Annotated in this window: 10 protein-coding genes; 2 read left to right on the plus strand and 8 right to left on the minus strand. The window is 62.8% G+C overall.

Annotated elements, in window-relative coordinates; translation table 11 throughout:
• Positions 1-177 precede the first annotated feature (177 nt).
• Entirely contained in the window at positions 178-1,041 is an 864-nt protein-coding gene (locus tag ACK8CP_RS13065) for a hypothetical protein (RefSeq protein WP_414832098.1), read from the plus strand.
• A gap of 102 nt (positions 1,042-1,143) precedes the next feature.
• Here the strand turns inward: ACK8CP_RS13065 and ACK8CP_RS13070 are convergent, their stop codons facing one another.
• Entirely contained in the window at positions 1,144-2,157 is a 1,014-nt protein-coding gene (locus tag ACK8CP_RS13070; RefSeq protein ID WP_414832099.1) for a BMP family lipoprotein, read from the minus strand.
• A gap of 145 nt (positions 2,158-2,302) precedes the next feature.
• Here ACK8CP_RS13070 and glk point away from each other — a divergent pair, with 145 nt between their 5' ends.
• Positions 2,303-3,328, plus strand: coding sequence for a glucokinase (gene glk / locus ACK8CP_RS13075; RefSeq protein ID WP_414832100.1), 1,026 nt, complete (start codon positions 2,303-2,305; stop codon positions 3,326-3,328).
• Between the two features lie 6 nt (positions 3,329-3,334).
• On the opposite strand, the gene hrpB is transcribed toward glk, so the two are convergent.
• From hrpB to ACK8CP_RS13110, 7 genes are all read right to left on the minus strand, one after another.
• The gene (gene hrpB / locus ACK8CP_RS13080; protein WP_414832101.1) at positions 3,335-5,794 is read right to left on the minus strand and encodes an ATP-dependent helicase HrpB; all 2,460 of its coding nucleotides are present in this window, start codon (positions 5,792-5,794) and stop codon (positions 3,335-3,337) included.
• Positions 5,791-6,456 carry an ATP-binding cassette domain-containing protein gene (locus ACK8CP_RS13085; protein WP_414832102.1) on the minus strand — a complete coding sequence of 222 codons (666 nt, stop codon included), beginning with the start codon at positions 6,454-6,456 and terminating at the stop codon, positions 5,791-5,793. The genes hrpB and ACK8CP_RS13085 overlap by 4 nt, the downstream gene beginning before the upstream one ends.
• A complete protein-coding gene (locus ACK8CP_RS13090) occupies positions 6,453-8,201 on the minus strand; it encodes an ABC transporter permease (protein WP_414832103.1) in 1,749 nt (582 codons plus the stop codon). Before ACK8CP_RS13090 ends, ACK8CP_RS13085 begins: the two co-directional genes overlap by 4 nt.
• Positions 8,171-9,382 (minus strand): ABC transporter substrate-binding protein, encoded by a 1,212-nt coding sequence (locus ACK8CP_RS13095; protein ID WP_414832104.1) that lies wholly within the window; start codon positions 9,380-9,382, stop codon positions 8,171-8,173. The genes ACK8CP_RS13090 and ACK8CP_RS13095 overlap by 31 nt, the downstream gene beginning before the upstream one ends.
• Before the next feature lie 187 nt (positions 9,383-9,569).
• Positions 9,570-11,351 carry a gamma-glutamyltransferase gene (gene ggt, locus ACK8CP_RS13100; protein ID WP_414834263.1) on the minus strand — a complete coding sequence of 594 codons (1,782 nt, stop codon included), beginning with the start codon at positions 11,349-11,351 and terminating at the stop codon, positions 9,570-9,572.
• 7 nt (positions 11,352-11,358) lie between these two features.
• The gene (locus ACK8CP_RS13105) at positions 11,359-12,264 is read right to left on the minus strand and encodes an SDR family NAD(P)-dependent oxidoreductase (RefSeq protein WP_234629714.1); all 906 of its coding nucleotides are present in this window, start codon (positions 12,262-12,264) and stop codon (positions 11,359-11,361) included.
• A gap of 34 nt (positions 12,265-12,298) precedes the next feature.
• Positions 12,299-13,642 (minus strand): aminotransferase class III-fold pyridoxal phosphate-dependent enzyme, encoded by a 1,344-nt coding sequence (locus ACK8CP_RS13110; protein ID WP_414832105.1) that lies wholly within the window; start codon positions 13,640-13,642, stop codon positions 12,299-12,301.
• Between the last annotated feature and the right edge of the window lie 176 nt (positions 13,643-13,818).

The raw sequence follows: 13,818 nt of genomic DNA on the forward strand, positions 1-13,818 counted from the left end.
ATGAGGCTCGGCATCGGACCTCTCACCGTTCCCGGATCTGCCGCAGACGCGTGCTCTTCATCGGAAGCTCGAACATTGCCCCTCCCTCCACGATCGCCGTTAAAATTCAAGTTGACGAAACCGACGGCCTTTTGCGGAATAGTACGAGCAAAAATCATTTGAGGATCTCTAACTCCAGTGCCCACGATAAATTGGATAACCATCGTTTTATTTATATTAAATTTAGCCGCAGCAGGACCGTCACAAGGGCGACTAACCGCTGCATCCATAGCCGACTACGGAGAACATTCAAATATTAACGGATCCTCTGACGCGAGATTCAACGCTCAAGAAAACGAGTTAAATTTTAAATCAGATTTCCCCCTACCTATCCAGCCCAATAATTCTTATATAAAATTTGAATGGCCACTCATAATTAAAGGAACAGACACGTATTCACAGTGGATAATGGCATTTCTTAGTTTATTTTCAACTATAATTAGCTTTTTTGCGCTTATTTACCTAATAAGAACACTAAAATATACTAGAGATGCTGTATCCCATGCGGAATCTAGCTCTAAGGCTGCCTTTTATGCAGTATCTATAACTGAAAAATCTGCCGAAAAACAACTTCGACCTTACCTATATATCACAGCAGAGAGTTGGAAGTATGACCCTCCAATAAGGCAAGATACAAGTATATTTTTTATTGTTAGGAATTCCGGGCACACGCCAGCCTATAATATTAATTTTTACGGCGGATGGCTCGCCACAACTCTCCCCCTAAAACCCGGAGAGAAATCGCCTACATTGCCATTCGACCGCATCGACAGTCTACCTCCAAATGGGGACGAACGCTTGGATATGCAAGCTGGCACTTTTCCCGGATTCAAGGGTGCAATCAACGATGGGGCAGCAGTCTGCCTACGCATTACAGTCACTTATGAATGGACAAGTTTTTCTGGAAACAGATCCTATGATAATTGCGATATAGAAGTTGTTTTTGACCCTTCCGATCGGAAAGGCCACTTTTATAGAAAAAGCCAGAGTCACTATAATTAACTTATAGATTTATTTATCCTTACATTTATTTATTAGCGCCTGCGTGAGCCTTTCCGATTCACGCAGGCCGCATTGCCTCAAGCAGAAGTGCGTGTCCGGAGATTACCTCATCGCAGGACACGAATTGTCCGACATGTAATCGTGCACCTCGATCTCGCCCGAGGTGATCTTTGCAGACGCCTCTTCCACCTTGGTCTTCATCTCGTCGGTGATGAGGTCCTTGTTGGACTCATCGAGCGCCCAGGCGACGCCGTCTTCGGCGAGTCCGAGGTTCTGCACGCCGCCCCATTCTTCCATCGAGACGCCGTTCTGAACGTCTTCGAACGCCTGATAAACGGCGTTGTCGACGCGCTTCACCATCGAGGTCAGAACCGAGCCCGGATGCAGCATGTTCTGGTTGGAATCGACGCCAATGCCGAGCTTGCCTTCGTCGGCGGCCGCCTGCAGCACGCCGATGCCGGTGCCGCCGGCGGCGTGATAGACGACGTCGGCGCCCCGGTCGAACTGGCTCTTGGCAAGTTCGCCGCCCTTCACCGGATCGTTCCAGGCCGCCCCCGTCGTGCCGGTCATGTTGGCGTAGATCTCGATATCGGGATTCACGGCCTTGGCACCTTCGACATAACCGCATTCGAACTTGCGGATGAGCGGAATGTCCATGCCGCCGATGAAGCCGATCTTGCCGGTTTTCGAGGCCATCGCGGCCAGCATGCCGACGAGATAGGAGCCCTCATGCTCCTTAAAGACGATGGAGCGCACATTCGGCTCGTCGACGACCGCATCGATGATGGCGAATTTCGTCTCGGGATATTCCTCCGCCACCTTCTCGATCGCCTGGGCCTGCGAGAAACCGATGCCGATCACAGGATCGAAGCCGCGCTGGGCGAAGCGGCGAAGCGCCTGCTCACGCTGCGAATCGTTCTGCAATTCGAAGTCGCGGTAATCGGTGCCGGTCTCTTCCTTGAAGCGCTCCGCGCCGATATGCGCCGCCTCGTTGAAGCTCTTGTCGAATTTGCCGCCGAGATCATAGACGATCGCCGGCTTCACCTCCTGCGCCAGCGCCTGGCCGGCCGACATCGCCATGGCGCATGCTGCAAAAGCGCCGGTCGCGAACCGCATGAGACCCATTCCGTTCTCCCTTGAAGTCTTCGCTGGCGGCTTTGCCGCCCAGGTTGCCATGGGCCTCAGATTGACATGGGCCGCCTTAGATTGACATGGGCCCATGTGCGTTGCACCTCCTTTATCAGGCTCATCCAGGTTCGATATGGCGTCTTCCCACAAGATCGAAACACTCGCCTTTCCCGTCCTTCTCGGTGACATCGGCGGCACCAATGCCCGCTTTGCGCTTCTTCCCGGCAGGGACGAGGAGGTGCTCCACTTCGCCCCGGTCAGAACGGGCGACTTTCCCAACATTGAAAGCGCTGTCCGGGCGGCGGTCCTCGACAAGACCGACATCCGGCCGCGCTCGGCGCTCTTTGCGCTCGCCGGACCGATCGACGGCGACGAGGTCGATCTCACCAATGCCGAATGGGTCGTCCGCCCGCGCGACGTGATGGCGGCGACCGGCATCGAAGACATCGCGCTTCTCAACGATTTCGAGGCGCAGGCGCTGGCGATCTCCGCGCTCGACGATCCCGACATGACGACGGAGGCGATCGGGCCGGAGCTCGCGCAGCAAGAGAATTGCCGCGTCGTTCTCGGCCCCGGCACCGGGCTCGGCGTCGCCGGCCTCGTCTATGCCTCGGGCCTGTGGACACCGGTGCCGGGCGAAGGCGGGCATGTCGCGCTCGGGCCGGATGCCGACGACGAATTTCCGATCTGGCCGCATATCGAAAAGGAGGGCGGGCGCATCTCCGCCGAGGCGCTTTTGGCCGGGCGCGGCATTCCGCGCCTCTACCGCGCGGTGGCCGCCGCACGCGGGCTCTCCGCATCCTTGTCGACACCGGCGGAGGTGACGAATGCGGCGCTTGGCGGCGAGGATCCGCTCGCGCTTGCCACGATGACGCTCTATTGCCGCCTCCTCGGGCGCGTCGCGGGCGATCTCGCCCTCGTCTTCATGGCGACGGGCGGCGTCTTCATCGCCGGCGGCATCGCCCCGCGCATCGCGCTTCTCCTCAAAGAGGGCGAATTCCGCCACGCCTTCGAAGCGAAATATCCGCACGAAAACCTGATGCGCCAGATCCCGACGCGCCTCGTCACGGCCGAACAGCCGGCGCTCACCGGCCTTGCTGCCTTCGCGCGGGCGCCTGAAAACTTCTCCGTGCCGCTCGACCGCCGCCGCTGGCGTTAAATCGGCTCAGCCCTTGCGCCGTTTGGCCCCGGTCGAGGGGGCGGCTGTCGCCGGGTCTTCCGGCCAGTCGTGTTTCAGATAGCGGCCGCGCATCTCCGCGCGCACGTCGCGCCACGAGCCGCGCCAGAAGCCGGGGAGATCCTGCGTCACCTGCATCGGCCGCCCGGCCGGGGATAGAAGCTCGAAGGTGAGCGGCAGGCGTCCGTCCAGAATCCTCGGATGTACATCGAGCGAAAAAAGATTCTGCGGCGTGATCGCGACCGTCGGCGTCTCTCCGGAATAATCGATCGCGACCTCGCGGCCGGATGGCGCGACGAACGTCGCCGGCGCCTTGCGATCGAGCTCTTTGAGCAGAGACCACGGAATCAGCGGTCGAGTCGCCTCTTTCACCGAGTCTCGGCTGATTCCGCCGAGCGAGAGACTTGTCCCCGCCAAAGGCAGAAGCCATTCCGCGGCGCGTTCGGCCAGGGCCTCGTCGGAGAGGTCGGGCCAGGCGTCGCCTTCGTGCCGGCGCAAAAAGCCAATGCGATCAAACATTTGCCGGGTTTCTTCGGGCCAGGGCAGCGCCTCCAGCCCACGCTTCAGCGCGGCCTCGGCGAGAAGTGCAGCCGCCTTTTCCGGATCTAATGATTTCAAGGGCTTAGCGGAAATGACCAGCGCGCCCAGCCGGCGCACGCGCCGCGCATTGATGCGATCCGCTGCCGAATCATAAGAAAACTCATCGTCTTCTGAAATCTCGAAAACCGCCTCGATCTCTCCCCGGGTCAGCGGTGCGGCGAGCAGAATGCGCGCATCGGCGCCGCCGCCCTGGACCTCGGCGATCGCCAAAAACTCTTCTACTGCAAGGGGATCGTCCTCGTCGACATAGGCGCCGCGGCCGTTCGCCATCAAAAAGCGGCCGCCCGGTCCGCGCGATTTCGCGATCCTTTCCGGCCATGCGGCGGCGAGATGAAGCCCCGCCGAGATCGCCCCCTCTCGCGGCTTTCGCCCGACCGTCTCCTCCGCCAGTCGCGCCCACCGCCTCGCCGCCTCCCGCGCCTTCGCCGCCCGCCCCCCGCGCGCGCCGCGGACGACGGCGAGGCGGTGGTGAAGGTCCGTCGAGCGCCCGCCAAGCCCTTGTTCTGACACGAGAACCGCGATCTCTGCGGCTTCCCGCGCCGCGCCGTTTTCGGCCGCCGCAAGGATCATATGGGCAAGCCGCGGGGCGAGCGGGAATGCCGCCAGTGCCTTTCCATGTTCGGAAAGCAGGCCTGAGCGGTCGACCGCGCCGAGGCGGCAAAGAAGCTCCATCGCCTCCGAAAAGGCGGCCTTTGGCGGCGGATCGAGCCAGGCGAGCGCATCAGGCTCGCGCACCCCCCAGAAGAGAAGCGACAGCGCGAAGGCGGAGAGCTCCGCCTCCAGGATTTCCGGGCGGTCGAAGGGCATGAGCCCGGCATTCTGCGGCTCGTCCCAGAGACGCAAGCACAGGCCCGGCTCCGTGCGCCCCGCCCGGCCACGCCGCTGATCGGCGGCCGCGCGCGACACCCGCACCGTCTCGAGCCGCGTGAGGCCGGAGCCCGGGTCATAGCGCGGGCGCCGTGACAGCCCGCTGTCGACGACGATGCGCACGCCCTCGATCGTCAGCGACGTCTCGGCAATCGCGCTCGCCAGCACGACCTTGCGCCGTCCGGCAGGTGCGGAACGCACCGCTCTGTCCTGGTCTTTCAGGTCGAGTGCGCCGTAAAGCGGTGCAATCTCGACATTTTTCCCAACTTTGCCGGAAAGCCGGTCGGCAAGACGCAGGATCTCCCCCTGGCCGGGCAGAAAAGCGAGGACGCTCCCCTCCTCCTCGCGCAGAGCCTGCAGGATTGCGGCTTCCACGCCGTCTTCGGTCCGCCTGTGCGGAGCCTGGCCGAGGTAGCGGGTCTCAACGGGAAAGAGGCGACCGGCACTCTCGACCACCGGCGCATCATCGAAGAGCGCGGAAAAGCGCGCTCCGTCGACCGTCGCCGACATCGCGCAGAGCTTCACATCCGGGCGCAGCGCAGAGCGGGCATCGAGGGCCAGCGCCACACCGAGATCGGCATCGATCGAGCGCTCATGCACCTCGTCGAAGAGAATGGCGCCGATCCCCTCAAGGCCCGGATCATCAAGGATCATACGCACGAAGACGCCGCCAGTGACGAGTTCGATGCGGGTTGTACGGGAAATGCGGCTTTCCATGCGCACGCGGTAGCCAACCGTCTCACCCACCTCTTCGCCGAGCATTTGTGCCATGCGGGAGGCGGCCGCACGCGCCGCAAGCCGGCGCGGTTCGACGACGATGATCCGGTCGCTCTCTGCCAGCCCCTCCTCAAGCAGCGCAAGCGGTACGCGCGTCGTCTTGCCGGCGCCGGTCGGTGCGATGAGGACGGCAGCACCCGGCGCGCGCAGGGCTTCAAACAGCGCAGGCAGCGCCTCCTCGACCGGCAGACGCGAGGCGTTCATTCTCCGCTCGCTCCACCAAGCTCGATAACCGGCCCCCCGGCTGCCGCAGCGTCCTGGTGATCATGCGTCACCAGAAGAACCGGGAGATTGCGCTTGCCGGCCTCGTCGAAGACGAGACGGCGCATCTGATCGCGAAGCGCCACATCGAGCTTCGAAAACGGCTCGTCGAGGAGAAGCGCGCGAGGGCGCGACAGGAGGGTGCGAAGAAGCGCGATGCGCGCTCTCTGGCCACCGGAGAGTGTCGCAGGGTCGCGGCCTTCCATGCCATCAAGTCCGACCTCGGCAAGGGCTCCCGACACGGTTTCCTGACGCGCCTCACGAGAGGAGCCGGGCCGTAGGCCGAAGAGAAGATTGCCGGCCACTGACAGATGCGGGAAAAGCAGAGGATCCTGGAAGAGAAGGCCCATCTGGCGGGTTTCGGCGGGTCGGTCGGTCACGTCTTCGCCAGCCAAAAGCACGCGCCCTTCGACCGCAAAAATCGGATCGAGAAAACCGGCAGCAAACGCGAGAAGCGTCGATTTACCGGAGCCCGAAGGTCCCATCACGGTCAGGACCTCACCCGGGCGGATCGTCTTGTCGACGGACAGGAGCAGCCGGCCCGCGAGGCTGATCCTCACCTGCGAAAGGGTCAGGGCATCGGTTGCTTCGGGAGCTGAGATCATCCGCCCGCACGCATGGCCGCGCGGCGGCGAAAAAGCAAGGCGGGAACCAAGGCTGCAAGTCCGAAGCCAAGGAAGGGGAGAAAGGCCTGAACGAGCGCAGTCGCAGCCGTGATGCGCCGATCGCCACCCGAGGAGAGGGCTACGGCCTCCGTCGTCACTGTCGGCCAGCGCCCGGCACCGATCAGGAGCGTCGGCAGATAAAGCGAGATCGAAACGGCGAAACCAAGCGCCGTCGCGGTCGCGATCGCACGAGACAGCATCGGCAGCCGGATCTTCCAGAAGACGGCATCCGCACTGCGCCCGAGACTCCGCGCGATCAAAGCGTAACGCGGATCGAGCGCATGCCAGGGCTGAGAGAGGGAAAGAAGCACATACGGGAAGACAAAGACGAGATGCGCGAGGATGACGGCCAAAAGCCAGCCGTCGAGGCGCAGCGAGACGAGAAGCATGTCGAGGCCGAAGAGAAAGGCGATCTGCGGCACGAGAAGCGGCAGATAAAGTGCGACCAGCATCCGCGTCGTCGTCGTTCCGCCGGTGCGGGTCTCATATTCCAGCGCACCGAGAGCAAGGACGACGGCCAGGGCGGAGGAGAGCCCGGCGATCAAAAGAGCATTGTCGAGAGGCCCGCCCAGCGTCGCCCCCATGCTGCGCCAGGTGTCGAAGGTGAGCGCATTCGGCCAAATGTCAGGGAAAGCCCAAAAGCCGGCGATTGACCAAAGCACCAGCGCGGCAAGACCGGCGAGGACGAGACCACCGGCAAGGCTCATCGTCGCCCCCGCCAGATGGCGGACAAAACCGTCACGGCGAAAGCGGTGACCCGACGCCATCAGCTTCGCTCCGATCCTGGCAACGAGCCATTCGAGAGCGAGCCACAGGCAAATGGAAAAAAGGGCGAGCGCAAACTGAGCCAACGCACCGGCAGCCGCGAGGCTACGCAGGGACAGGTTGGGATCCGACTGCCATTCCAGAATGCGCACTGCAAGTGGGGCCGGCGTCGTCGGCCCGAGGATCAAAGCAACATCGACGACGGAACAGGCATAGGCGATGATGGCGAAGATCGGCAGACGGAGCTGGGCGTAGAGTGGCGGCAGAACGGAAAAAAGGAAGGCCGCGACGCGACCATAGCCGAGCGCTCGCGCCATTTTGAGGCGCGGCTCCGCCTCGACCTGCGGAAGGGCTGCGAGGGCCATCAGGAAGAGGAAGGGGATCTCTTTCACGACAAGGCCCGCCGTCATCGCAAGCCCAGCCGGATCATGCACAATCAGCCAATCCGGTGGCCGCTCGAAACCGCTCGCCCAGGGAGACAACGCCCGCATCAGAAGGCCGGACGGTGCAATCAGGAAGGCAAGTCCGAAAGCCGCCGCCGCATGCGGGACAGACAGGAGCGGCGCAATCAGGCGCCGAAAGACGCGAAAGATCCGCGTCCCATGCCAGGCGGCGACGAAGCCCATCACCACCAGGAAGGCGAGAATCGTCGTGCACAGACCCGCGCACAGGCTTAGGGCGAGGGAGACGCCAATGCCCGGCGCGCCAACAAGTGCGACGAAGGGCTCGAGAGAGAAATCCTCAAGCCCGAGAACGGGGAGATAGCCGAACGCCGGCAACGCCGCACCGAGAAGGCCGGCGATCACCGGCAGCACCAGGAGCGCGAGAACCGCAATCGGAAAAGCGATCAGCCGCGATCGCGACCGCTCCAGCTTCTGTTGGGCCGATATTATTGGCCGGCTCCGTAGCGCCGCGCCCATTCCGCCTCCAGACGCTCCATCCAGCTTGCATGCGGTTCTGGCAGCGCCTTGCCCAGTTCCTCCGGCGGCAAGGTCGCAACGCCGAGGTCGAGCGTATCAAAGCGAGCGCGATCCTCCTTCGGCAGGGCAGCGACATCGAGGACCGTCGGATCCCCCCAGACATTCGGATCCTGCTTGCGGGCCTGCGCCTCCGGCGACATGAGGAAATTCGCAACAACCATGGCACCCGCCTTGGCATTGGCATTGAAGGGGATCGCCAGGAAATGCGAATTGGCGATCGATCCCGCCTCCGGCACATAGCTTCTCACCGTGTCCGGCAATTCGTGGGCCGCAATGGCGCTCGAGGCATCTGCCGGATTGAATGCAAAGGTGATGTCGACCTCGTTATCCGCCAGAAGTCGGCGCATCTCCCCGTAATTCTGAGGGAAGGCGCGTCCCTGCCGCCAGAGAAGTGGATGGAGTTCGTCGAGGAATGTGAAGAGCGGTTTCGTCTGCCGGGTGAAGGTCTCGTCATCGGCCGGCTGCATCAGCGCTTGCGGATCGGGAGCGAGCTCGTAGAGCGCCTGCTTCAAGAAGGTGGAGCCGAGGAAGTCTGGCGGCTGCGGATAGGTGAAGCGGCCGGGATTGTCCTTCGCCCATTCCAGGAGAGCCGGCATGGATTTCGGCGGATTTTCCAGACGCGCCGTATCGTAGAAGAAGACAAGCTTCGCCATGCCCCATGGCGCTTCAAGCCCATCCGTCGGCACGGTGAAATCGGTTTTGACCGTGGGCTTTCCCTCCTCGTCCACGAAGCGGTAGTTCGGCAGCTCCGTCGCCCAGGGGCGGTCGAGAAGGAGGCCCGCCTCCTTCAGAGAGACAAAGTTCTCACCATTGATCCAGACGAGATCGACGGTGCCATTTTCATCGCGCCCGGCCGCCTTTTCCGCCACGATCTTGGAGACGACATTGGCGGTGTCGGCGACCTTCACCTGTTTGAGTGCCACGCCGAAGCGCTCTTTAACTTCCCCCGCCGCCCAGGCGATGTAAGCGTTGATGCGGGCCCCGCCGCCCCAGGCATGGAAATAAACCGTCTCACCCTTCGCCTCTCCGAGCACCGCCTCCCAGTTCTCCGGATTAGGGGTCTCGGCATGGGCCGTCGTCGCAACGATCAGCGCAAAGACGGCGGCAAATATCCTGAACATGATGTTCTATCTTCCTCCCGTGCCGCACTTTCGGGCCAGGCTGAGTTTTTTGCGTCCCCCGCTTTGGAGAGGTCGGCAGAGCCTTCGCCTGGGTCGTGCATGATGGCTTTCGGGAGCGAGCTCCCTCTTTGCACCTTGAGAGCGCGACAGGAGCGTTGCAGGCAATGCAAAAAACGGTGAGCCCAGTTCACTCCCCGATCGCGACGCCTTCGCGGCGCGGATCGGCACCGCCGGAGAGCCCATCTTCACCAATGGCGATCGCATGGAGACCAGAATTGAGGTCGCGCGTCTCGACCTCGTAGCCGAGAGCTTCAAGTCCCTCCTGCAGATCCTCTGCGGACGTGCCCGCCTCCAGATCAAAGGTGCCGAAGCGATTGACGACATGCGGCAGGGCGGTTGCCTCCTGCACGTCCAGACCCCAGTCGAGAATGCCGATCAGAGCTTCGGCGACATAGCCGATGATGCGGCTACCGCCCGGTGAGCCGATCGCCAGCACGGGTGCGCCATCACGAAAGACGATGGTCGGCGCCATCGACGACCGCGGCCGCTTTCCAGGCTCCACCCGGTTCGCCACCGGGCGCCCGTCCTCATGGCTCTTGAAGGAAAAATCCGTGAGTTCGTTGTTCAGGAGAAAGCCGCGCACCATGAGGCGCGAGCCGAAGCCATTCTCGATCGTCGTCGTCATGGAGACGACATTGCCTTCGCTGTCGACGATGACGAAATGGCTTGTGGACGGAAACTCGATCGCCTGATCGTCGGCAAAGTTGAAGGCGTGATCCCATTGCGGCTCACCGGGTTCGGCCGTCTCGAGACGCGTGTCGCCCTCAAGGAGTTTTGCCCGCTCTTTCAGATAGGCCGGATCGAGGAGGCCCTTGATCGGCGCCGGCACGAAATCCGTATCGGCGAGATAGCGGCCGCGATCGGCGAAAGCGAGACGAGAGGCATCGCCGATCAGGCGCCAGGCGTCGACGCCTTCCGGCCCGAGGGCGGCCAGATCGTACGGTGCCAGCAGGCCCAGGATCTGACCGACCGTTACGCCGCCGGAAGACGGCGGGCCCATGCCGCAAATATCGTAAACACGATAGGCAACGCAGACCGGATCACGCGCTTTCACCTCGTAATTCTTGAGATCCTGCAGCCGCATGACACCGGGATTGGCGTCGAAGTGATGGATGGCGGCGACAATGTCTTCCGCCACAGGACCCTCATAGAAGGCGTCGGCGCCCTTCTCTGCGAGAAGTCTGAGCGTTGCGGCATAAGCCTCGTTCTTGAGACGGCCGTCACCGGAGAGGGCCGCCTTGAGATCGTCGAGGAAATAGGCTTTCGCAGTCTCCTGACGGGCAAGGCTGTCGGTTTCTTCAGCAACGAGGCCGGCAAGGCGCGGTGAAACCGGAAAGCCGTCTTCGGCATGCCGGATCGCGGGCTGAAACAGGTCCTGCCACGAAAGCTTGCCCCAACGTTTATGCGCCTCTTCCAACAGCCTGGGTGTGCCAGGTACGCCGACAGAACGCCCGCCGATAACCGCATCGAAGAATTCAAGCGGCTCGCCTTGATCGTCCAGGAAGAGTTCCGGCGTCGCGGCGGAGGGCGCCGTTTCGCGGCCATCGAGGGTGACAAGCTTCTTCGCAGCGGCATCCCAGTAAAGCAGGAAGGCACCGCCGCCGAGACCGGAAGATTGCGGCTCGACGAGGCCAAGAACGAGCTGCACCGCCACCATCGCGTCGATGGCACTGCCGCCCCCTTTTAGGATCTCAGCGCCGGCTTCTGCCGCGAGCGGGTTGGCTGCCGCCACCATCCAGTCGGCCGCGTGAACAGGAGCGGTCGCGGGTTCCGCCACCGGCGTCGCAAGCTCCGGCTGAATGCGATCCGATACGTCCTGCGCCCCGGCGGCAGATGGCACGGTCAGACAGACACAGGCGACGAGTCCTGCACGGGCGAGCCCGCGCAGGGTCGAGAACGGGGCAAGCATGTCGGGCCTAGAGATGCTGGCCACCGTCGATGTTGATCTCAGCCCCGATGACGTAGGAAGCGGCCTGCGAGCAGAGGAAATGCACGACTTCCGCCACTTCCTTCGGATCGCCGATGCGGCGCATGGGCACGTCGCGCTCTACCACCTCGTCGGTGCCCGGAGACAAGATCGAGGTCATGATCTCTCCCGGCGCGACGGCATTGACGCGGATACCGGAGGCGGCGAGCTCATGGGCAAGTTCACGGGTCAGCGCCGAAAGCGCGGCCTTCGAGGTCGCATAAGCGGCGCCGGCGAAGGGATGGATACGGAAGCCGGCGATCGAGGTGATATTGACGACAGCGCCATTGGCACGCCGCAACGGTTCGCGCAGCCCCTGCACCAGCACGGCCGGAGCGATGAAATTGACCATATGGACGTCGCGCCAGATTTCGAGCGGCGTCTCCGCGGCTCCAAGCCGGCCGCCTTCGGTGTTCTTGGGCGAGATCCCGGCATTGTTGACGAGCGCCGTCAGGCCCTTCTCTCCGACGCGTTCGCGCAGTTGGTCGATCGCGTACTGGATCGACTTCGGATCTGAGAGATCGACCTCAATATGGCGGACATAGCCTTCCGCCCACGGGCAGACGCGCGAAAACGGCGTGCGCGAGAGGGTATAGACCTCCCAGTTCTCATCATAGAACTTGCGCACGATGGCGTGGCCGATGCCACGACTTGCGCCGGTGACGGCCACGATCGGGCGCAAGCCCTGATCGGCAGAAAGCGCGGTATGATCCACCGGGCATACGGCTGGTGCGTCCGCCGAGGGTTCGGCGGGCGCCTCATGAGCATGGGCCGGACAGCCTTCCGGAGGACGTGTCTCCGTGGGCGCGGCGTGTGCCGGGCACTCGCCCGGCTTGTCGATCGTCCTGTCGTCCATCACGGCCTCTCCTTCCGGGGGCCGGATGGCCCCCTCAGGCGAGCGTCGTTTCCACCGCCCGCCGGAATTTCTCAGCAAATTCGCCGACATGATCTTGCTCGATCACGAGCGGCGGCGAAACAGCAATAATGTCGCCCAAGGCACGGACCATCAAGCCTTCCTTCCAGCAGGCCTTGAAGATCGCCTGGCCTCGCTTGCCGGGTTTTTCACCCGGACGGAACTCCACCGCGCCGATGAAGCCGTAATGGCGGATATCGACGACTTCCGGCAGGTCGCGGAGGTTGAAGAGCGCATCGCCCAGAGCATCGCCCACCGGACCCGAGGCGCGGGTCAGAAGGTTTTCGCGCTCATAGACGTCGAGGCATGCGATCGAGGCCGCGCAGGCCAGCGGATGCGCCGAATATGTGTAGCCATGCAGGAGCTCGACACCGCCTTCAGGGCCGCGCGCCATGATCTCGTCATGGACGAAGTCTGCAACAGCGACAGCGCCCATCGGCACAGTCGCGGCCGTCAGACCTTTTGCCATCGTCGTGATGTCAGGCTTCACGTCGAATTCCTGCGAGGCGAAGGGAGAGCCGAGGCGGCCGAACCCGGTGATCACCTCGTCGAGGATGAGAAGGACGCCGGTCTGATCGCAGATCTCACGCAGCCGCTTCAGATACCCCTTCGGCGGCAGATAGACACCGCCGGCGCCGATCACCGGTTCGACGACGACGGCGGCGACCGTGGAAGCGTCGTGGAAAGCGATCAGCTCGGCCAGCTCTTCGGCAAGCTCTACGCCGTGCTCGGGCAGCCCGCGGGTGAAGGCGTTCTTCTCCGGCAGATGCGTGTGGCGCAGATGATCGGCCGGCAGCCAGGAACCGAAGGCCGTGCGGTTGGCGGTGATGCCACCGGCGGAAAGACCGCCGAAACCAACACCATGATAGCCTTTCTGGCGACCGATGATCTTCTTGCGGCCGCTCTGTCCGCGCGCATGGTGATAAGCATAAGCGACCTTGATCGCCGTATCGCAGGATTCAGAGCCGGAATTGGTGAAGAGGATATGGCCGAGACCATCCGGCAGAATCGCGGAGAGGCGGTCGGCGAGTTCGAAGGAGATCGTGTGGCCGAAGCCGAAACTCGGCGCGTAATCGAGGACCGGGAATTGCTCGGCAATGGCCTGGCCGATTTCCTTGCGTCCGTGGCCGAGATGCGAACACCACAGGGCGCCGCTCATGTCGAGGACGGGGCGCTCATCGGGCGTGTAGTAATACATGCCCTCGGCGCGCGCGATCAGACGCGGATCGGCCCGGAAATCGCGGTTAGGGGTGAAGGGAAGCCAATGGTGCTCGAGGCTGATTGGCCGGTTGCGGGAGAAGTAGGTCGGTTGCTCGTTCATATACTATGGGTGCACCCGGCCCCAATCGGCGTCAACTCATCTTGTGAGCATGAGCCGCGACAGAATCTTGCAGAGCTCCCGCGTCCCAAAAACCGGCATCGCCCGCGCCCGGACCGCGTTCTTTGCCCCCTGTCGTGCATTCGCCTCCACGCCTATGATCATGTGCAGATGACTCG

It is taken from the genome of Afifella sp. YEN Y35 (assembly GCF_047553465.1).
Taxonomy (GTDB): domain Bacteria; phylum Pseudomonadota; class Alphaproteobacteria; order Rhizobiales; family Afifellaceae; genus Afifella; species Afifella aestuarii.